This window comes from Stenotrophomonas sp. BIO128-Bstrain (assembly GCF_030128875.1).
GTDB classification, from domain to species: Bacteria; Pseudomonadota; Gammaproteobacteria; order Xanthomonadales; family Xanthomonadaceae; genus Stenotrophomonas; species Stenotrophomonas bentonitica_A.
The window spans coordinates 4,108,455-4,127,861 of sequence record NZ_CP124620.1; the positions used below are offsets into that span (position 1 = coordinate 4,108,455).

General features: G+C 69.7%; 19 protein-coding genes. 5 read left to right on the forward strand and 14 right to left on the reverse strand.

Translation table 11 applies throughout. The features are described 5' to 3' along the window. The 9 genes from POS15_RS18675 to POS15_RS18715 all read right to left on the reverse strand — a co-directional run bounded on the left by POS15_RS18675 (window position 1) and on the right by POS15_RS18715 (window position 10,766). Entirely contained in the window at window positions 1-1,299 is a 1,299-nt protein-coding gene (locus tag POS15_RS18675; protein WP_284128636.1) for a DUF58 domain-containing protein, read from the reverse strand. 31 nt (window positions 1,300-1,330) lie between these two features. Further along, complete coding sequence (locus POS15_RS18680; RefSeq protein WP_026070135.1) at window positions 1,331-2,338, reverse strand: MoxR family ATPase; 1,008 nt, start codon at window positions 2,336-2,338, stop codon at window positions 1,331-1,333. After that, a complete protein-coding gene (locus tag POS15_RS18685) occupies window positions 2,335-3,513 on the reverse strand; it encodes a DUF4350 domain-containing protein (RefSeq protein ID WP_046273064.1) in 1,179 nt (392 codons plus the stop codon). Before POS15_RS18685 ends, POS15_RS18680 begins: the two co-directional genes overlap by 4 nt. Further along, complete coding sequence (locus POS15_RS18690) at window positions 3,510-5,195, reverse strand: DUF4129 domain-containing protein (RefSeq protein ID WP_019185426.1); 1,686 nt, start codon at window positions 5,193-5,195, stop codon at window positions 3,510-3,512. Before POS15_RS18690 ends, POS15_RS18685 begins: the two co-directional genes overlap by 4 nt. Beyond that, window positions 5,185-6,177, reverse strand: a complete 993-nt coding sequence (locus POS15_RS18695) for a stage II sporulation protein M (protein WP_019185425.1) — start codon at window positions 6,175-6,177, stop codon at window positions 5,185-5,187. Before POS15_RS18695 ends, POS15_RS18690 begins: the two co-directional genes overlap by 11 nt. Further along, on the reverse strand, window positions 6,174-6,863 hold the full coding sequence (locus POS15_RS18700; RefSeq protein ID WP_019185424.1) for an RDD family protein: 690 nt from the start codon (window positions 6,861-6,863) through the stop codon (window positions 6,174-6,176). The genes POS15_RS18695 and POS15_RS18700 overlap by 4 nt, the downstream gene beginning before the upstream one ends. Window positions 6,864-7,016: 153 nt before the next feature. Next, complete coding sequence (locus POS15_RS18705) at window positions 7,017-7,547, reverse strand: gamma carbonic anhydrase family protein (protein WP_284128637.1); 531 nt, start codon at window positions 7,545-7,547, stop codon at window positions 7,017-7,019. Window positions 7,548-7,860: 313 nt separating this feature from the next. Beyond that, entirely contained in the window at window positions 7,861-9,750 is a 1,890-nt protein-coding gene (gene mnmG, locus POS15_RS18710) for a tRNA uridine-5-carboxymethylaminomethyl(34) synthesis enzyme MnmG (protein WP_284128639.1), read from the reverse strand. Between the two features lie 491 nt (window positions 9,751-10,241). Further along, a complete protein-coding gene (locus POS15_RS18715) occupies window positions 10,242-10,766 on the reverse strand; it encodes a hypothetical protein (protein WP_284128640.1) in 525 nt (174 codons plus the stop codon). 147 nt (window positions 10,767-10,913) lie between these two features. On the opposite strand from POS15_RS18715, the gene POS15_RS18720 reads away from it, so the two are divergent. Both POS15_RS18720 and POS15_RS18725 read left to right on the forward strand, forming a co-directional pair. After that, the gene (locus tag POS15_RS18720; protein WP_284128641.1) at window positions 10,914-11,873 is read left to right on the forward strand and encodes a pyridoxal-phosphate dependent enzyme; all 960 of its coding nucleotides are present in this window, start codon (window positions 10,914-10,916) and stop codon (window positions 11,871-11,873) included. Next, on the forward strand, window positions 11,858-12,469 hold the full coding sequence (locus POS15_RS18725; RefSeq protein ID WP_284128642.1) for a YdcF family protein: 612 nt from the start codon (window positions 11,858-11,860) through the stop codon (window positions 12,467-12,469). Before POS15_RS18720 ends, POS15_RS18725 begins: the two co-directional genes overlap by 16 nt. A 117-nt stretch (window positions 12,470-12,586) precedes the next feature. Here the strand turns inward: POS15_RS18725 and bioC are convergent, their stop codons facing one another. The 5 genes from bioC to bioB form a co-directional block, all read right to left on the reverse strand. Beyond that, on the reverse strand, window positions 12,587-13,471 hold the full coding sequence (bioC, locus tag POS15_RS18730; RefSeq protein WP_284128643.1) for a malonyl-ACP O-methyltransferase BioC: 885 nt from the start codon (window positions 13,469-13,471) through the stop codon (window positions 12,587-12,589). A 37-nt stretch (window positions 13,472-13,508) separates the two neighbouring features. After that, window positions 13,509-14,291 carry an SDR family oxidoreductase gene (locus tag POS15_RS18735; RefSeq protein WP_019185229.1) on the reverse strand — a complete coding sequence of 261 codons (783 nt, stop codon included), beginning with the start codon at window positions 14,289-14,291 and terminating at the stop codon, window positions 13,509-13,511. Between the two features lie 59 nt (window positions 14,292-14,350). Continuing rightward, a complete protein-coding gene (bioH, locus tag POS15_RS18740) occupies window positions 14,351-15,112 on the reverse strand; it encodes a pimeloyl-ACP methyl ester esterase BioH (protein WP_019185230.1) in 762 nt (253 codons plus the stop codon). A gap of 16 nt (window positions 15,113-15,128) precedes the next feature. Next, window positions 15,129-16,340, reverse strand: a complete 1,212-nt coding sequence (bioF, locus tag POS15_RS18745; RefSeq protein WP_284128644.1) for an 8-amino-7-oxononanoate synthase — start codon at window positions 16,338-16,340, stop codon at window positions 15,129-15,131. A gap of 62 nt (window positions 16,341-16,402) precedes the next feature. After that, window positions 16,403-17,437, reverse strand: coding sequence for a biotin synthase BioB (gene bioB, locus POS15_RS18750; protein ID WP_019185232.1), 1,035 nt, complete (start codon window positions 17,435-17,437; stop codon window positions 16,403-16,405). A 70-nt stretch (window positions 17,438-17,507) separates the two neighbouring features. Here bioB and POS15_RS18755 point away from each other — a divergent pair, with 70 nt between their 5' ends. From POS15_RS18755 to POS15_RS18765, 3 genes are all read left to right on the forward strand, one after another. Continuing rightward, window positions 17,508-18,221: a ComF family protein gene (locus tag POS15_RS18755; RefSeq protein WP_019185233.1), complete on the forward strand. Its 714-nt coding sequence runs from the start codon at window positions 17,508-17,510 to the stop codon at window positions 18,219-18,221. 71 nt (window positions 18,222-18,292) lie between these two features. Then, a complete protein-coding gene (locus POS15_RS18760) occupies window positions 18,293-18,853 on the forward strand; it encodes an HdeD family acid-resistance protein (protein WP_284128645.1) in 561 nt (186 codons plus the stop codon). Window positions 18,854-18,900: 47 nt separating this feature from the next. Further along, window positions 18,901-19,401 (forward strand): hypothetical protein, encoded by a 501-nt coding sequence (locus tag POS15_RS18765; protein ID WP_019185235.1) that lies wholly within the window; start codon window positions 18,901-18,903, stop codon window positions 19,399-19,401. The last annotated feature ends 6 nt before the right edge of the window (window positions 19,402-19,407 follow it).

Here is a 19,407-nt window from a genome sequence, read left to right on the forward strand (position 1 = left end):
TTACAACAACCCGTCGCGCTTGACCGCCAGGTAACGCTCCACCAGCGCGCCGGGCAGCGCTTCGGCGGTGACATCCAGCACCATCACCCGGTGGCTGCGCAGCGCATCATGCGCATCGCTGCGCTGCTGCAGGTAACGGGCGATCGCGCCGGCCTGGGTGGCGTCGTGCAGGGTCTCCACCGGCTGGGCCAGCGCATCATCCAGCTCGCGCTCGCGCAAGCTGGCCACGCATACCAGATGCTGGCGCTGCAGCAGGCGTACCGCCGCGAGCAGGTCCTCGATGTCCTCATCGCGCACGTTGGTGACCAGCATCACCAGCGACCGCCGGCGCTGGCGCAGCGAGAGCTCGGTGGCGGCGGCGAGATAGTCGGTGGCGACCGGCTGCGCCTGCAGGTCGTAGCTGGCGCGCAGCAGGGTATCGATCGTGCCCATGCCGCGCTTCGGCGCGACCCAACGGCTCTCGCCCCCGGCCGCGAACAGGCCCACACCGTCGCCCTGGCGCAGCGCCAGGTAGGACACCACCAGCGCCGCATTGAGCACATGGTCGAAGTGCGACAGGCCGCCTTCGCTGGCCATCATGCGCCGGCCGGTGTCGATCATCAGCACCAGCTGCTGGTTCTTCTCGTCCTGGTACTCACGCGACACCAGCTTGCGCGCACGTGCGGTGGCCTTCCAGTCGATCTGGCGCAGGCTGTCGCCGACGCGGTACTCGCGCATCTGGTGGAAGTCGGTGCCTTCGCCGCGGCGGCGCTTGAGGTGCGCACCGACCAGGCGCGAGGCCTGTTCGGCACTGAACAAGGCGAAGCGCGTCAGCGGGGCGAAGTTCGGGTACACGCGCACCGCCAGCGAAGGCGACAGCTGGCGCCGTTGATGCCACAGCCGCCAGGCGCTGTGCATGCGCAGGTGCACGCCCTCGAAGACGAAACGGCCACGCGCGGTCGGGGTCAGCCGGTACGCCACGCTGCTGGTCACCATCGGCTTGAGGGCCAGCCTGCGCGGCAGCCCCTGCAGGCTCCACCCACCGGGAACCAGATCAAACACCTCCACGTGCTGGTGGCGGCTCGATTCCAGACGCAGCGTGGCCTCACGCTCGACGTTCAACGCCAGCGACTCGGGCAGTTCGCGATGCACGCTGGGCGAGGGCTGGGCACGCAGGCGCAGCAGGTCCACCAGCGCAATCAGCGCCACGGCGCCGCCGATCGCCCACCAGACTGCGTGCGGCCAGGCACCGAGTACCACCGGCACGCCGAGCAGGCCCCAGCCGGCCAGCAGCGCCAGCAGCAGTAGGCCCGGCCTCATGCCGGTCGCTCGCGATGGAGGACGCGCCCCCTCATTTGCGCGGTGCGTCCACCTTGGCCAGCAGCGCGGTCAAGGCATCGTCGGCGCTTTGTCCTTCGATCTGCAGTTCCGGTGCCAGGGCGATGCGGTGTCGCAGCGCCGGTCTGGCGATGTCGCGCACGTCATCGGGGGTGACGAAATCACGGCCGGACAGCACCGCCTGCGCACGCGCCGCACGCACCAGCGCGATGCTGCCGCGCGGGCCGGCACCGAGCGCGATGCCCGGCCACTGCCGCGTGGCGGCGACGATCCGCACCGCGTAGTCGATCACTTCCGGATCGACCGTGATCGCCGCGGTGGCCTGCTGCAGCGCGACTACCTCGGCCCCGCTCAGCACGCGTGGCACCTGCGAGAGATCGAAGTCGGCCGCGCTGCGGCCGGTGGTGATCGCATCGACCATGCGCTTCTCGTCTTCCAGCGCCGGGTAGTCGATCAGCACCTTGAGCAGGAAGCGGTCCAGCTGCGCTTCCGGCAGCGGGTAGGTGCCTTCCTGCTCGACCGGGTTCTGGGTGGCGAGGGTCAAGAACGGCGGGGTCAGCGCGAACGCCTTGCCTTCGATGGTGACCTGGCCTTCCTGCATCACTTCCAGCAGGGCCGACTGGGTCTTGGCCGGCGCACGGTTGATCTCATCGGCGAGCAGCAGGTTGGTGAACACCGGGCCGCGGCGGATCTTGAAGCTCTCCGTCTTCGGGTCGTACACCGCATGGCCGCTGACATCGCTGGGCATCAGGTCCGGGGTGAACTGCACGCGGCCGTAGTCCAGCTCCAGGGCCTGGGCGAGGGCGCGCACCAGCAGGGTCTTGCCCAGCCCGGGGACGCCTTCGATCAGCACGTGGCCGCCGGCCAGCAGCGCGATCAGGATCTGGTCGAGTACCTCGGGCTGGCCGATGAAGGCACGGCCCACGGCCTCGCGCACGGCATCGACGCGCTCGGACAACGGCGACGGTGAAGGCGTCACGGCAGGAGGGGACAGCGGCGGCGGAAGCGTCGGCTCGGTCATAGCAGGTTTCTCATCTGGATCAGCAGGCGGATGCGGTCGCGCAGGCCGGCGACGTCGTGGGAAGCGGGTGGGGTCAACGCGGTCTGCACGCGCTCGTGCGACCACTGCAGCAAGGTGGCGACGGCCTGCACCCGGGCCTCGCCGGTCAGCGCGGCCGCACTCGGCGAACGCCGCCGCAGGCGGGCCAGGAACGCGCGCCGGACCGCGTCGTACAGCAGCGGCGCCTTGCCGAAGCGCAGCAGGTGTTCGCCGCTGGCGCGGATGTGTTCGAGCAGGGAACGGCGTTCGGCCGGCGGCGAAGGCAGTTCGCTGCCCAGGCGCTGCGCGCGCTGCCAGAGCCAGCCGAGCAGGGCCAGCAGCAACGGCGCCCACACCGGCCAGCCGTGGTAGAACACGCGGTTCCACAACGACGGCGGGCGCGAGGCGTAGACCAGCCACATCGTGCCCTTGCCGTAGTTGGGTGCAAGCACGTAGCGGGTCAGGTCGCGATGGGCCTTGTCGTGCAGGCCGTCGATGGCGGCGTTGGCAGCGTTCTGCGCAACGGTCGGATTGGGCCGGCCCTTGCCGTCCATGAAGGCCATGTCCGCCAGCACATCGATGCGGCCCTGGCCGTGGCGCAGGCGGGCGAACACCAGATCGCCCGAGTCGCCCCACTGGCGCTCGACCGCCACGCCCTTGGGCGGTTGGACCGCGAAGCGGCGCCCGTTGCAGAACTCGACGTGCTGCGGATCATCGCGCACGTGGAACGGCTGGCAGTCGTTTCCGTAGTCCTCGCTGTCCACGCCGAGCGCGTCCAGCAGCGGACCATTGCGCACGGCCTCCTTGCCCACCGGTGGCGTGCGCACGATCAGATGGCCGCCACGCGCCACCCAGGCCATCAGCGCGGTGGCGGCAGGCGCGGGCACTTCCGCGCTGTCCTGCAGCAGCACCAGCGTGTCGCCCGGCTGCAACGGCATCCGGGCCAGGTCCAGGCGCGGTTGCGACTGCACGGTAAGCCCGTCCGCGCGCAGTGCCTGACCGAGCACATACAACGGGTTGTAGCTGGCTTCACCCTGCGGCGGCAGGTGCTCGAGCTGGGTCACCCGCTCGTGCGTGCGCAGGAACAGGATCGCCAGCGGCACCCCGATCACCAGCAGCACAAGGCCGAGCAGCAGCCAGCGCAGACGGGTGCTCATGCGCGCCACCCGAACTGGCGCTGCAGGGTGGTGGCCAGCGCTTCGAAATCATCATCGGCCGGCAGCCGGCCGGCATACGCAGCGTACTGCCAGACCCGCACGATGCGTTCGAACAGGCGGCGGTCGGCCTCGACCGGCATCCGTCGCGAGGCCCGCAGGCACTGCGCTTCGGTGGCGCCCGGCGGCAGGCTGATCTGCGCGCGCTCGCTCATGGACTCCACGCTGGCGCGATACAACAGCGCCAGCGCCTGCCGTGGGCGGCCCTCCTGCCACAGTGCACGCGCACGCGCGGCGGGATCGGGCGGTGCCACGTCCGGTACCCGGATCGGCTCTTCCACGACCGCCACAGCCTTGGCCCGGCGGCGCTGGCCGGAGCCACGCAGCCACGGCAGCCAGCGCGGCGCGGTGATCAGCAGCAGCACCACCAGGACGCCGACCACGGCCCACAGCGCCCACTCGGCGATCTGGGCCGGCAGCAATGGGCCCTTGTTGCCACGTTGCCGGGATGCCTTGGCGGCGGCCTCGCGTTTTGCCTTCTCGGCTTCGGCCGCCTCGCTATCCGTGCGCTTCCACTCAGTGACCTCGCGGGTCGGGCTCTGCAGCGGGTCTTCATACGCGCGCTGCACCGCCTGACGGAAGCCGGCGGTGTCCACCGCCTCGTTGCCGAAGACGCCGACCGCAGTGTTGTCCGGGTCATTGTCGAACGTCCGGGTGGGAGCGTCCGGCGCCTCGTCTTCGGCGTCTTCATCCTCAGGCGCATCGGACCCCGCGTCGGCCGCGGGCGCCAGACCGTCCTCCAGCGACGGCGCGGCAGCCGGTGCAGCCACCGCCCCCTTGCTGTTGGACGACGGCGGTGTCTGCTGGGCGTGCAGCGCCGCGCCCGGCCAGATCAGCACCAGGGCCAGCACCAGCAGCGGCGCGGCCTGCTGCAGCCGGGCGTGCAGGCGGCGGAAGGCGATCTCCAGATCCCACGCTTCCATCTGCGTGCGCCGGTCCAGGTACAGGCCGAAGCCGGCGCCGACGTAGAACGGACCGATCAACGTCGCAGCGGCCCAGAACAGCAGGTTCACGCCCAGCTGCATCCACGCCGGCATGTCCTGCTTGGCCAGCTCCCACGCCGCGCGCCAGGACTCGGACAACAGGTCCACCGGGATGAACAGGAACACCGCCGCGATGCCGCCGACCACCAGCACGATCTCGAAGATCATGCACACCAGCGTCAGCAGCAGCGCGTGGCCGACCGCGCCGCCGGCGATCGCACGCCGACGCTGGCGGCGATGCGCAGCGTCCGTGCCCTCGAGCAGATTCACCGGCAGCAGCACCGGGCGCAGCGGGCTCAGGCGCCGCCAGCCGAGGTAGCCCCAGAAGCCCTGCCAGCCCCACGTGCGCTGCGCGCGCAGTGTCTGCGTGGTCGTCGAGGCATCGCCGAACACCCCGCGCGAGATCACGTACAACGCGATGCGTTCGAACAATGGCTTGAGCCACCACATCGCCAACCAGGCCCAGCCGAAGCTGTCCGTCCACCAGGCCAGCGCGTTGAGCAGCACGAACACCGGCAGCGACACGCTCACCCACGGCGCCCAGATCGCCGCGGCGTGCCGTCGCACCAGGGCCATCCCCAGCTCCATGGCCTCCCAGCCCGAGCGCGCGCGCAGCACGATGTTGAGCCGATCAATCTGCATCGGCCGCTCCGCGCCCGCCGCGCCACAACCACACGAACACCGCGGTCCACAGCACCGCGGCCACGCTGTATTTGCCCCACGCCGGGATCGCGGCGATCGAGGACCAGAACGCTTCGATGAAGGCGGCCACCAGCAGCATCGCGGCAACGCCCACGCACAGCTTGGCCCCGATCACACCGCCCTCGACCAGCGCATCGATGCGCCGCCGGCGACCGGGCGCCAGCAGTTTCATGCCCAGCTGCAGCCCAGCGCCGCCGGCGATCACGATCGCGGTCAGCTCGAATGCACCATGGCCGACCACGAAGCGCCAGAACGGATCGCCGTGGCCGATATGCTGCAGATGCCCGGCCACCGATCCGATGCCGACGCCGTTGAACAGCATCACGAACACGGTGCCGACACCGGCGATCAGCCCGAAGGCGAACGTGCGCAGGCCGATGCTGATGTTGTTCATGATGTAGTAGCCGAACATCGTCCAGTTGGTGCCGCTGTCGCGGCCCAGGTTCGGCGAGGCCGGATCGTACATGCGCTCGAACTCGGCGATGCGCGCGTTGTCCAGCAGCAGGTGGATCAGCTCGGGGCGCCACAGGATCAGCGCGAAACTGCCCACCAGCGGCACCACGAACAACGCCGCAGCGACCCACATGCTGCGGGCCTGGCTGCGCACCAGCTGCGGGAAATCGGCGAACAGGAAGGCGAGTGCGCGCTGCCACTGCGGGCGCGGGGTGCGGTACAGCAGGGTATGGCCCTGCTGCATCAGCTGCTGCAGCCGCGCCACCAGCTGCGGGCTGTAACCGCGCCGGCGCGCCAGCGCGAGCTGCTGGCACAGGCGGCGGTAACGCTGCGGGAAGTCGCCATCGTCCAGGCCCTCGTGTGCTGGCTGCCGGCGCGCCTGCCGCGGGTGCTCACCGCGCTGGGCCAGCCAGTGCTCCAGCGCCTGCCATTCGGCCTGGTAGCGGGCGACGAACTGTTCCTGCCTCATCGCCGCCCCAACAGCCAGTTGGCCATCGCATACAGGCGCAGCACGCCGACCTGGCCGTGGCTTCCGGTGAGCGGCGCGGCGATATCGGCCAGTTCCTGCTGGCGTGGCGCCGACAGCCGCGGCGCACGCTCGGCGAAAGCGACCACGGCGGCCTGTTCGGCCGGCTGCAGCGGTTGCGGTGGTACCAGCACACTGCCGACCGGCACCGTGCCGCCCAGCGGCGCGGCGCCCTGATGGATCACCACGGTGCCGGCGACCAGATCGCCGAGGCGGCGGCCATGCGCATCGAACAGGCTCGACAGCAGCCCCAGCGCATAGCCGAACGGCAGCATGTCCACGGTGCGCAGCAGGTTGCGGGTGATCGCGCTCATCCAGCCGATCGGCCCACCATCGCGCGCGACCACGCGCAGGCCCATCGCGCGCTTGCCCAGGGTGCGGCCCCAGCACGCCTCCTGGACGATCGTGTAGGCCCACATCAGCAGGAACATCAGGCCGAGGTAGAGCCCTTGGCCGAACCCGCCGAGGAAGGCCAGCGGAATACTCAGCATCATCAGTGCGCCGACCCGGATCACGAAGTCGATCGCCCACGCCAGCGCACGCGGCAACGGACCAGCGACGGGCAGGTGCAGGGGCACGCCTTCGGGGGTGATGACCTCCCGGTAGGTATCCAGCATGGGCGCGCTCATGGGCGGCGCGTCACGGTGGGCCGTAGGGAAGGCCACAGGGGATGCCGGATTCCTCTCCGGGCTGCCAGCGGGGGCATGCGGGTCTCGACTGCTTCCTGGTCGGCTGAGGACTTTACCGCGCACCGATCCCGATGCCCAGCGGCGCGGCCACCATCACCCCCGGTACTGGTCCTTCAGGCGCACGTAGTGATCGGCCGAGTAATGCAGCGATTCGATCTCTTTGTCGCTGAGCGTGCGCGCCAGCCGTGCGGGGTTGCCCAGCCACAGCTCGCCCTCGCCGACCACCTTGCCCGGGCCGAGCACCGCGCCGGCGCCCAGGAACCCGTGCGTGTTCACCTGCGCACCATCGAGGATGCAGGCGCCCATGCCGATCAGACAGTAATCGCCGATCGTGCAGGCATGGATGATGGTGCCGTGGCCGACCGTGACACCCTCACCGATGATGGTGGGGTAGCCGCCCTTGTTGAACGGGCTGTGGTGGCTGACGTGGATGATGGTGCCGTCCTGGATGTTGCTGCGCGCACCGATCCGCACGTGGTTCACATCCCCGCGGATCACCGTGCCCGGCCAGACCGAAACGTCATCGCCCAGCACCACATCGCCGATGATGGTGCTGGCCGGATCGATGTAGACGCGTTCGCCGAGCACCGGCAGTTTGTCGAGGAAGGGGCGGATCGGGGACATGCATGAACTCCGGCAACGCAGGGACTGGGACGCCGCCTGCCGCGTTGTCCCGGCCCCCGATGATAACGCGGGTGTGCCCGCCAACCGCCGCTGGCGCGCAGACCATCGACTGCGCGACTGCGCGACTGCGCGACCGCCGACCGCACGACCGCGCGACTGCGCGACGGCGCAACCGCACGGCATCGACGGTAGAGCCGACCGTTGGTCGGCTGCCCGGAATCCCCCGGCGGTGGCTGTGCAGCCGACCAACGGTCGGCTCTACCGGGTTGTTGTGCAGCCGACCAACGGTCGGCTCTACCGGGGGCATGCCGCGTTACGCGGCGCGGATGCGGCGCGCGCGTTCCAGATGGACCAGCAGCAGCGAGATTGCCGCCGGGGTCATGCCGGGGATGCGCTGGGCCTGGCCGATGGTCTGCGGCCGCACGCGCTCGAGCTTCTGCTGCACTTCGGCCGAGAGACCGCGCACGCTGGCGTAATCGAAATCGGCGGCGATGGCGGTGTTTTCATGACGCTGCTGGCGTTCGATCTCGTCGCGCTGGCGGTCCAGGTAGCCGGCGTACTTCACGCCGATCTCGACCTGTTCGGCCACCTTGGCGTCGGCCACGGCGGGGCCGAGCGACGGCACCTGCATCAGCTTGGCGTAGTCCAGTTCCGGGCGCTTGATCAGGTCCAGCACGTTGGTTTCGCGGCTGACCGCCACTCCCAGCGTGGCTTCCACCTCGCGGCCGAGCGCATTGCCCGGCGTGGCCCACAGGGCGCGCAGCCGCGCGGTCTCCTGCGCCACCGCGTCCTGCTTGGTCTGGAATGCGCTCCAACGGCGGTCATCGACCAGCCCCAGTTCGCGGCCGAGGCCGGTCAGGCGCACGTCGGCATTGTCCTCGCGCAGCTGCAGGCGGTACTCGGCGCGGCTGGTGAACATGCGGTACGGCTCGTTGGTGCCGTGGGTGATCAGGTCGTCGACCAGCACGCCCAGATAGGCCTCGTCGCGGCGCGGGCACCAGCCGGCGTCGTCACGGGTGAAGCGGGCGGCGTTGAGGCCGGCCAGCAGGCCCTGTGCGGCGGCTTCTTCATAGCCGGTGGTGCCGTTGATCTGGCCGGCGAAGAACAGGCCGCTGACGGTCTTGGTCTCCAGCGTGTTCTTCAGCCCGCGCGGGTCGAAGAAGTCGTATTCGATCGCATAGCCGGGGCGGGTGATGTGCGCGTTCTCGAAGCCACGCATGCTGCGCACCAGCTCCAGCTGCACATCGAATGGCAGCGAGGTGGAGATGCCGTTGGGATAGATCTCGACCACGTCCAGCCCTTCGGGCTCGACGAAGATCTGGTGGCTGGCTTTTTCGGCGAAGCGCACCACCTTGTCCTCGATGGAGGGGCAGTAGCGCGGGCCGATGCCTTCGATCTGGCCGCTGTACAGCGGCGAGCGGTGCAGCGCGTTGCGGATGATCTCGTGGGTGCGCTCGCTGGTGTGGGTGATCCAGCAGCTGACCTGCGCCGGATGCTCGTCCACGCTGCCCAGGAAGGACATCACCGGGCGCGGGTCGTCGCCGGGCTGTTCTTCCATCAGGCGGTAATCCAGCGAGCGGCCGTCGATGCGAGGCGGCGTGCCGGTCTTCAGGCGGTCGATCACGAACGGGCGCTCGCGCAGGCGCGCGGCCAGCGTGGTCGCCGGCGGGTCACCCATGCGACCGGCCGCGTACTGGGTCTCACCGACGTGGATCTTGCCGGCCAGGAAGGTGCCGGCGGTCAGCACCACGGCGGTCGCGCTGAAGCGCAGGCCGGTCTGGGTGATCGCGCCACGCACGGCATCGCCCTCGATGACCAGGTCATCGACCGCCGCCTGGAACACGGTCAGGTTGGGCTGGGCCTCGACGATCTGGCGGATCGCCATGCGGTACAGATTGCGGTCGGCCTGGCAGCGGGTGGCGCGCACGGCCGGGCCCTTGGAGGCGTTGAGCGTGCGCCACTGGATGCCGGCGCGATCGGCGGCATGCGCCATTGCGCCGCCCAGGGCGTCGATTTCCTTGACCAGGTGGCCCTTGCCGATGCCGCCGATGGCCGGGTTGCAGCTCATCGCACCGATGGTTTCGACGTTGTGGGTCAGCAGCAGGGTGCGCGCACCGCTGCGTGCGGCCGCCAGCGCGGCTTCGGTGCCGGCGTGGCCGCCGCCGATGACGATCACGTCGTAGCGGTAGAAGGAGTCAGTCATGGCGGAGGAGCTCGGGACGGGGCCGGGCGGCCCGGATCAGCCCTGGAGGCAGGGCGCGGGTGGCGATTTTAGCGCCATTCGTCGGGGGCCATGAAATCCACCCTCAAGTTGGCACGTTTTCTGCAGATAACCCAATAGCACCCAGGATGGCATGCGCCTTGTGCGCAACGGACCGGAATTGGAACAGGGGCCGGTCCAAGCGCATCGTGGGGAAGCAGAGGGGCCGGCAGTCGGGGGACTGTCGGCCCTGTTTTTTTGCCGGTTCCAGCGCGAACGCGCCGCCCAAATACAGAAGGCCCCGCCAGTAGCGGGGCCTTCTGCGTTTAAGGTGCCGACATCCGACAGGGCCGGAACAGGGGGGATCCAGATGTTCCTGGCGGATATCGACATAGAGCCGAATGTGACGCCACTTGTCGCTTTTGACACTTTGTGACCGTGGCTGTCACCGCCCGGCTAGAGTGAACTGCCGGGCGCGTGAAAATCAAGCCATCTCAGGGCTCAACTGTGCGTTGGTTCGCATTGTTGAGATTCCGCCACGGGGAACCGTTCATCCTCGGCGAAGACGGACGCGGCGCCTGGGTCGGGCGTGCCTGCGGCGGCGACGGACGCTGCTGTTGCTGCCGTTGCTGCTGCGGCGGCCTACGCGGCCCACCGAGCGAATCCATGTTCCGCCACGGCGAGCCGCCGTTGTTCGGCCGCGGGCGATCCGGCGGACGGGTCGGGTTGCCGTTGCCGTTGCCATGGCCGGGGCGCGGCGGTGGGCGGTGATTGTGCGGCGGGCGATAGTTCGGATACGGGCGATACACCGGATAGCCGTAGCCACCGCCATAGCCGTAATACCCGCCACCGTAGTAGCCGCTGCCGTACCCATAGGGGTATCCGGCCGGGTAGCGATACTCGACCGACGGTGCGCCGTGGTAGTAGCCGCTGCCGCCGCCACCGCCGACATAGTCGTACGTCGCGCAGCCGGACAGGGCCAACAACAGGCCACCGGCAAGAACAAGGCGCATTTTCATGATGGGTCCCCCCAACGGGCTGTAGGGCCAGCTTCGGCCCAGGGCATTGAATCAGCCCTTAACTCGGCCCGATCCGAATGAATGGTTGCCATGCTGACACGTTCATCAAGTCGGATGTGGGCAGGGGGCATACGTTAATCTTGCGTCATGAGCGATTCACCCTTGCCCTGTGTTGACGACGTGCTGGCGGCGGCGGCGCGCATTGCCGCGCACGCCTGCGTGACCCCGGTGTTGCGCTCGCGCACCCTGGATGCGCTGACCGGCGCCACCGTGGTCTTCAAGGCCGAACACCTGCAGCGCAGCGGCGCCTTCAAATTCCGCGGTGCCTGCAATGCTGTGTGGGCGCTGACCGAGGCGCAGGCCCGGCGCGGGGTGGTCACCCACTCCTCGGGCAACCATGGCGCCGCCCTGGCGCTGGCCGCGCGTACCCGTGGGATTGCCTGTCACGTGGTCGTGCCCGAGGGCGCGGTAGCGGCGAAACTGGCCAACATCGGCCGCCACGGGGCCACGTTGTGGCGCTGCGATGCCTCGATCGCCGCGCGCGAAGCCATGTGCGCCCAAGTCCAGGCCGAAACCGGGGCGACCCTGGTCCATCCCTATACCGACCCGTGCGTCATTGCCGGCCAGGGTACGGCCGCGCTGGAACTGCTGCATGCCAGCGAAGGGCTGGAGATGATGGTGGTGCCGGTGGGCGGCGGTGGCCTGGCCGCGGGTACGCGGCTGGCACTGCAGGCCGCCGCCCCGCTGGCCGAGCTGGTCCTGGCCGAGCCGCTGGGCGCGGACGATACCGCGCGCTCGCTGGCCGCTGGCGAGCGCCGCATCGATTTCACCCCCCACACCGTCTGCGATGGCCTGCGCGGGACGCTCGGCGCGCCCAACTTCGCGCTGCTGCAGGGCGCGGCCCAGGTCATCACCGTCGCCGATGAGGCGACTGTCGCGGCGATGCGGCTGATCTGGCAGGTGCTCAAGCAGGTGGTGGAACCATCCTCGGCGATCGCCCTGGCGGCGATCCTCGCCGAACCGGCACGCTTTGCCGGCAAACGGGTGGGCGTGGTGCTTTCCGGGGGCAATGTGGATCTGGATGCGCTGCCGTGGGGCGCGGTATGAGCCGACGCACCGGGGTGGGCGTGTTCGGGTGGCTGTGGCGGCTGTGCATCGTGCTGGCCGTGTGGCTGCTCGGGGTCACGGCGTGGATCGTCTGGATCGGCGAGCGCGACCAAGCGCAGAGGGCCGACGCGATCATCGTGCTCGGCGCGGCAGCCTATGACGCCAAGCCTTCGCCGGTGTTCGAAGAGCGCATCCGCCACGGGCTGGATCTCTACCAGCAGGGCTATGCCCCGCTGCTGATCTTCACCGGTGGCTATGGCGGCACCGGCGCGCGTTTTTCCGAGTCGCAGGTGGCGCGTCGCTACGCGCTCAAGCAGGGCGTGCCCGATGACGCGATCCTGATCGAGACCGCCTCACGCACCACCCGGCAGAACCTGATCGAGGCGCGGCGCTTGATGGAGCAGCGCAAGCTGCACCGCGTGATCATCGTCAGCGACCCGCTGCACATGGCGCGCGCGCTGCGGCTGTGCCGCGAACTGGGCATCGATGCGCTGGCCTCGTCCACGCCGAGCACGCGCTTCCGCAGCTTCCACACCAGCTGGCGGTTCCTGGCGCAGGAAATCTATTTCTTCCACCGCGACCTGTTCCCGTCGTAGCGCCGACCGTTGGTCGGCTGGCCCGGGCCGCCGTGCGGCCAGCCGACCAACGGTCGGCTCTACGGGATCACCGTGATCACCGCGGCCGGCGCGATCACCTCGATCAGCGCGATCGGCTCAGGGCGTTCTGCGGCGGATCGGAATCGCCGACACCGGCACCGTGGCGACATCGTGACCGCGCTCGCGGATCGGCGCGCCACCTTCTGGTGCCCAGGCGTGTGCGTAGATCACTTCCCAGCTGCTGGGCAGCTTGCCGTCGTCGCGCCGCAGCGGCTCGTAGGCGTCACGCGCGGCATCGAAACGCCCGCGCCCGGTCAGTGTGTGGCGGCGGTCCTGGCGCGCGTTGGTGGCGCCGATCGCCTGCAGCTCGCGCATCAGCGCGGTCAGGTCGTCGTAGGTCAGGGTGAACAGGTCGCGGTCCAGCACCGGATCGCGGAAGCCGGACATCATCAGCGCATCGCCGAACTGCGCGATCGGGGCGAAACGACTGACATGCGGCACCTCGTCGGCGGCGGCGAACGCATCGCGCAGTTCGATCAGCGTCTCCGGCCCGAACGTGGAGACCAGCAGCAGGCCGCCCGGCTTGAGCGCACGGCGGAACCCGGCGAACACTGCCGGTAGATCCTCCACCCACTGCAGGCACAGGTTGCTGAAGATCACATCCACGCTCTGGTCCAGCACCGGCAACGCCTGCGCATCGCCGCACACGCGCGAGAACGGCTTCCACCAGCCCGCCTGCTTCTTCGCTTCGCGCAGCATCGGCTGGGCCAGATCCAGCGCGATCACCTGCGCCTTCGGCCAGCGCTTCTTCATCAGCGCGCTGGCGTGGCCGGTGCCGCTGCCGACATCGAGCACCACCTGCGGTTGGCGGCTTTCCAGGTAGTCCAGCGATTCAAGCAGGCGCTTCTCCACCTCGCGCTGCAGCGCGGCGGCGGCGTCGTAACTGCTGGCGGCGCGCGAGAAGGCGCGGCGGACGTGATGCGGATCGAAGCTGGACGTCATGGGGTACTCACGGCTCAAAACAGTGGTGCGGGTGGAATCAGAAGGTGCCCGGGTAGGCGCCGCCATCGATCAGCAGGTTCTGCCCGGTGATGTAGCCGGCCTGCGCGCTGCACAGGAACGCGCAGGCGGCGCCGAACTCGTCAGCGGTGCCGAAACGGCCCGCGGGAATGTGGGTGCGTTTGCGTTCGGCCAGCTGGCCGGCGTCGATGCCCTGCTGCTGCGCCAGGTAGGCGAAGTTGCCGCGCAGGCGGTCGGTATCGAACTGGCCCGGCAGCAGATTGTTGAGGGTGACATTGTGCGCGACGGTTTTGCGGGCCAGTCCGGCCACGAACCCGGTCAGTCCTGCGCGTGCGCCGTTGGAGAGCCCGAGGATGTCGATCGGGGCCTTCACCGACGAGGAGGTGATGTTGACCACGCGGCCGAAGCCGCGCTCGATCATGCCGTCCACGGTGGCGCGGATCAGCTCGATCGGGGCCAGCATGTTGGCATCCAGCGCGGCGATCCAGTCTTCGCGGCTGAACTGGCGGAAATCGCCCGCCGGCGGGCCACCCGCGTTGTTGACCAGGATGTCGACCTGCGGACAGGCGGCCAACGCAGCGTCGCGGCCTTGGGTGGTGGCGATGTCGGCGACGACCCCGATCACCCGGCGCGCACCCGGCAGGGCCTGCAGCTCGAGCACGGCGCGGTCCAGGGCCGCTTCACCGCGCGCGGCGATGACCACGTTGACGCCTTCGCGTGCCAGTGCGCGCGCGCAGCCCAGCCCGAGGCCTTTGCTGGCGGCGCAGACCAGGGCCCAGCGGCCGGCGATTCCAAGATCCATGGGTCAGTCCTGTGGGGAAAGGCAGGCGTACATGATCGGCGATGCGTGGCCGGAACAGGTCAAGACAGTGCGGCAACGAAGTGTTGCAGCTGCGTGGCGACCTCGTCGGTATGGCCCAGGAACGGCGCGTGCCCGCCCTGGGCGACCACGTGGGCCTGCGCGCCCGGCACCCGTGCCGCGGCGGCCTGCATGGCCCGCGCCGAGACCAGGCGGTCGCGCTGGCCGGCCAGCCACAGGCTCGGTTTGCCCAAGGTGGCCAGGGCGCCGCGTAGGTCGGTGTTCTCCAGCAGGCGCAGGCCTTCCTGCAATGCGCGCGGGGCCGGTTCACCGCGGGCGACCAGCATTTCGCGCAGCGTGCGCAGTTCCTGCCGCGCGTGCTCCGAGCCCATCGCATCCAGCGCCAGGAAGCGCTCCAGCGTGCCGCGGTAGTCCTGCGCGAGATCCTGGCCGAACTGCTCGAACACCGCCGGCTCCACCGCGTGCGGCCAGTCATCGCCGCGCACGAAACGCGGCGTGGCCGCGATCATCGCCAGGCCGCGTACCTGCGGCAGCGTCGCGGCGGCATGCAGGGCGAACAGGCCACCGAGCGACCAGCCGCACCAGACCGCCGGTGGCGTGGCGGCGGCGATGGCATTGACCACGTAGGGCAGGCGCAGCGGCGTGGTGTCGTCACGGCTGGCGCCGTGGCCGGGCAGATCCACCAGGTGCAGCTGGACGTGCGCGGACAGGCGCTCCACCAGCGGCGCGAACACACCGCCATGCAGGGCCCAGCCGTGGATGAGGACCAGTGCCGGGCCCTGGCCGATGACCTCGATATGCATGCTCAACGCTGCGGCATCACGCGGTCAGGGCATTCAGTGCGTGCTGCTGGACCGCAGTGTCGCGTGCATGGGCGATCGCATCGACCAGCGCGTGGACCTGTGCCGGCGCATGCAGCGCGGACAAGGTCACGCGCAGGCGCGCCTTGCCCTCGGGGACGGTCGGCGGGCGGATCGCGCTGACCAGGAAACCGGCTGCTTCCAGCGCGGCCGACATCGCCATCACGGTGGACTCGGCGCCGCACAGCAGGGGTTGAATCGGGGTATCGGATGGCATCAGTTCCAGACCGTGCTGGCGGGCGCCGGTGCGGAAAAGGCCGATCAGTTCGGCGAGCTTCTCGCGGCGCCAGTCATCGCGGCGCGCCAGCTTCACCGCGGCCAATGCGGCGGCGGCCTGGGCCGGCGGCACGGCGGTGGTGTAGATGTAGGGGCGTGCCGTTTCGGCCAGGTGCTGGATCATCGCCTCATCGCCGAGCACGACCGCACCACTGCCGCCCAGTGCCTTGCCGAGTGTCGCCAGCTGCAGCGGCACATCGTTGACGCCCAGGCCGGCCTCGGCCACGCAGCCGCGGCCGTGTTCACCGACCACGCCGATGCCATGCGCGTCATCGACGTACAGCAGCGCTTCCTGCATGCGCGCCACCAGCGACAACGACCGCAGCGGCGCCATGTCGCCGTCCATGCTGAAGACGCCGTCGGTGGCCAGCATCGCCGCGCCGCTCGGCGCGTGCTTGAGCTGGCGCAGTGCGCCTTCGGTATCCAGATGCGGGTAGCGGCGCAGGCGGCAACCGGCCAGGCGCGAGGCATCAAGCAGACTGGCGTGGTTGAGCCGGTCCTGCACGCAGACATCGTCCTCCTCGCTGAGCAGTGCCTGTTGCACGGCGAGATTGGCGGCGAAGCCACTGCCGAACAGCAGGGCCCGCGGATAGCCGAGCCAGTCGGCCATCTCCCGTTCGAGCGCGTCATGCAGCGCGTGGTGGCCGCAGATCAGGTGCGAGGCGGTCGCGCCGGCGCCTTCGCGCGCGGCGGCATCCTGCAGTGCGCTGACCACGCCGAACTGCTGGGACAGACCCAGGTAGTCATTGCTGCAGAAGTTGGTCAGGCAGTGGCCATCCACTTCCAGCTGCACGCCATCGCGCCGGCTCACCACGCGGCGCACCCGCAGGCGCCCCAGCGCGTCGCGGAGCTTGCGCTGGGCCTGGATGCGGTCGTGCAGGTCAGGACGGGCCATGGTCGTCAGGGGGTCCGGGTGGGCCGTTAGCGTACCCGGTTGCCGGGCCCGCTGCTCGGGGCTCAGGCCGCCTGCCCGCAGCTGCCGCCGGCGGTGATGTCGGCATGGACCGTACCCGGGTGGTCGTGCCCGGTGGCATCCACCGTGACCGCCATCGGGCGCAGCCCCAGCCGTTCGAACAGGGACAGGTCGCGTTCGGTGTCCGGGTTGCCGGTGGTCAGCAGCTTTTCGCCATGGAAGATGGAGTTGGCTCCGGCCAGGAAGCACAGCGCCTGCAGCTCATCGCTCATCGCCTCGCGCCCGGCCGAGAGCCGCACCATCGAGCGAGGCATGATGATGCGCGCCACTGCGATCATCCGCACGAACTCGAACGGGTCCAGCGCGGCAGTGCCGTGCAGCGGGGTACCGGCCACCTGCACCAGGCGGTTGATCGGCACCGAATCCGGGTGGGCGGGCAGGGTGGCCAGCGCCAGCAGCAGGCCGGCGCGATGCTCGCGCGTCTCGCCCATGCCGACGATGCCGCCGCAGCAGGTCTTCAGCCCGGCATCGCGGACATGCGCCAGCGTGTCCAGACGGTCCTGGTACTGGCGCGTGTGGATGATCGAATCGTAATAATCCGGCGCGGTGTCCAGGTTGTGGTTGTAGTAATCCAGCCCGGCCTCACGCAGCGCGGTGGCCTGCTCGCCGCTGAGCATGCCCAGCGTGGCGCAGGTCTCCAGGCCGAGCGCCTTCACCTCGCGGATCATCGCCGCCACCTTGGGGATGTCGCGGTCCTTGGGCGAGCGCCACGCCGCGCCCATGCAGAACCGCGAAGCGCCGGCCGCCTTGGCCTGGCGCGCCTTGGCGACCACCTCGTCGGTGGCCATCAGCTTCTGTGCGTCCACGCCGGTGCTGTAGCGCTGCGCCTGCGGGCAGTACGCGCAGTCTTCCGGGCAGCCGCCGGTCTTGACCGAGAGCAGGGTCGAGATCTGGACGTCCGCCGGGTCGAACTGCTCGCGGTGCACGCTGGCCGCGCGATGCAGCAGGACCGGGAAGGGCAGCGCGAACAGGGCCAGTACCTCTTCGCGGTGCCAGTCGTGGCGGATGACAGAAGCCATGGGAGTGTCCTGACAGATAGTGGAACGAAAGGGCGGCAGTCTGGTGAGGCTGTCACCATCTGTCAACCATATGATCTTATCTAAAGTTTACGGTGCGCTGGGCTGGCTGGGCTGGCAGATCCTGCCGTTGCGCTGCCTGGTCTGCGATTGTCCCGGCGAGGACGGCATGGACCTGTGCCGCGCCTGCCATCGGGCGCTGCCGTGGAACGACCGTGCCTGCCGGCGTTGCGCCCTGCCGCTGGCGGTGGACGACCCCGGGGACGCCGACGGCGATCACTGCGAGCGATGTGTGGACGACTGTCCCCGCCAGGCGGCGGCCAGTGCCGCGTTCCTGTACGCGCCGCCGATCGACAGGCTGCTCATCCGGTTCAAATTCCACCAGGATCTGGCCGCGGGACGGTTGCTCTCGCAGCTCATGCTGCAGCGCGTGCCGTCGTTTCTGGCCGGGCCGCTGCAACCGATGCCACTGCACCGCCGCCGCTTGCGCCAGCGGGGTTACAACCAGGCGCTGGAACTGAGCAAGCCACTGGCACGCGGGCTGTGCTGCCCGCTCTGGAACGGGCTGCAGCGCACCCGCCAGACCGCCGCGCAATCGACGCTGGATGCGGACGCCCGGCGCAGCAACCTGCGCGATGCGTTCGCCGTGCGTGGGCATCCGCCCGCCGGGCTGACCATCGTCGATGATGTGATGACCACCGGGGCGACCACCGATGCCGCGTTGCGCGCGCTGCAGTATGCCGGCGCCGGGCCGATGCAGGTCTGGGTCTGTGCGCGGGTGCCGTGACCCCCGTTGCCGCGCCCTGCACGGCGCGGGGTCGTACCATCGGCCCGTCATCATCCCCGCAAGGACGTCACATGAACCTGCCGCCGGATTCGCGCACTTCACCCCTTCTCACTGTCATCGGCCGCAGCTGGTGGGTGCTGATGCTGTACGGCGTGGTTGCCGTGGTCTTCGGGCTGATCGCGATCACGCGGCCCCTGTCGGCCGCCACCGCGCTGGCCTGGGCGATTGGCGTGATGGCCCTCGTGGAAGGCCTGATCAGCCTGTTCGCGCTGTTCGGCCGCAGTGGCGTGCCGCGCGGCTGGCTGCTGGTCTATGCGCTGGCCTCGCTGGTGTTCGGCGTGCTGGCCGTGCTCAACCCACTGGCCACGGCCAGCGTGCTGATCCTGCTGCTGGCGGCCTGGCTGATCGTCGCCGGCCTCTACCGCATCGTGTTCGCGGTCCGGGTGCGCAAGGAAATCCAGGGCGAGTGGCTGCTGATCGTCAGCGGCGTGCTGGCCATCGTGCTCGGTGCGGTGATGGTGGCCAACCCGATGGCGGGGATTGCCGTCACCACGCTGTGGATAGGGATCGGCAGCCTGCTCTATGGCGTACTGCAGATCGTGGTGGCCTGGCGCATCCGCCGCCTGCGCTGAGCACGCGCAGCGGCGATACTCGTGCCCCCACACAAGGAGAAACCCGCATGCGCAGCTGTCTGCTGATCGCCACCATGATGCTGGGTGCCGGACTGAGCGCCTGCACCCAGGCACCTCCTGCGCCGGCGGCGAACGAGACACCGGCGGGCGTCGCACCGCTGGCGAACGCACGCATCCAGATGCGTGAGGTGGCCGAGGATGCCCGCCACCCCGGCGTCACCACGCTCAAGGACCGCGACGGCAACGTGCTGCCCCTGATCGAGCCGGCCTTCATCACCACGGCCGACATCGCCTCGGTGGCCGTGGGCAGCGACGGGACCACCGGACACGGGACGCTGATCCTGCGCTTCACGGATGCCGCGGCGCCGCGCATCCTCGCCGCGACGGAAGCGCGCGTCGCCAAGCGTGTGGCGTTTACCGTTGGCGATCAGGTCCTCAATGTCGCCGTCATCGCCGGCCCCTTCGCGCAGTCCATGCAGGTGAGCGGACTGGACAGCAACGAGGAAGCCCACCGGCTGTATACCGAGATCACCGGCAAGGCGCCCTGAGCCCCT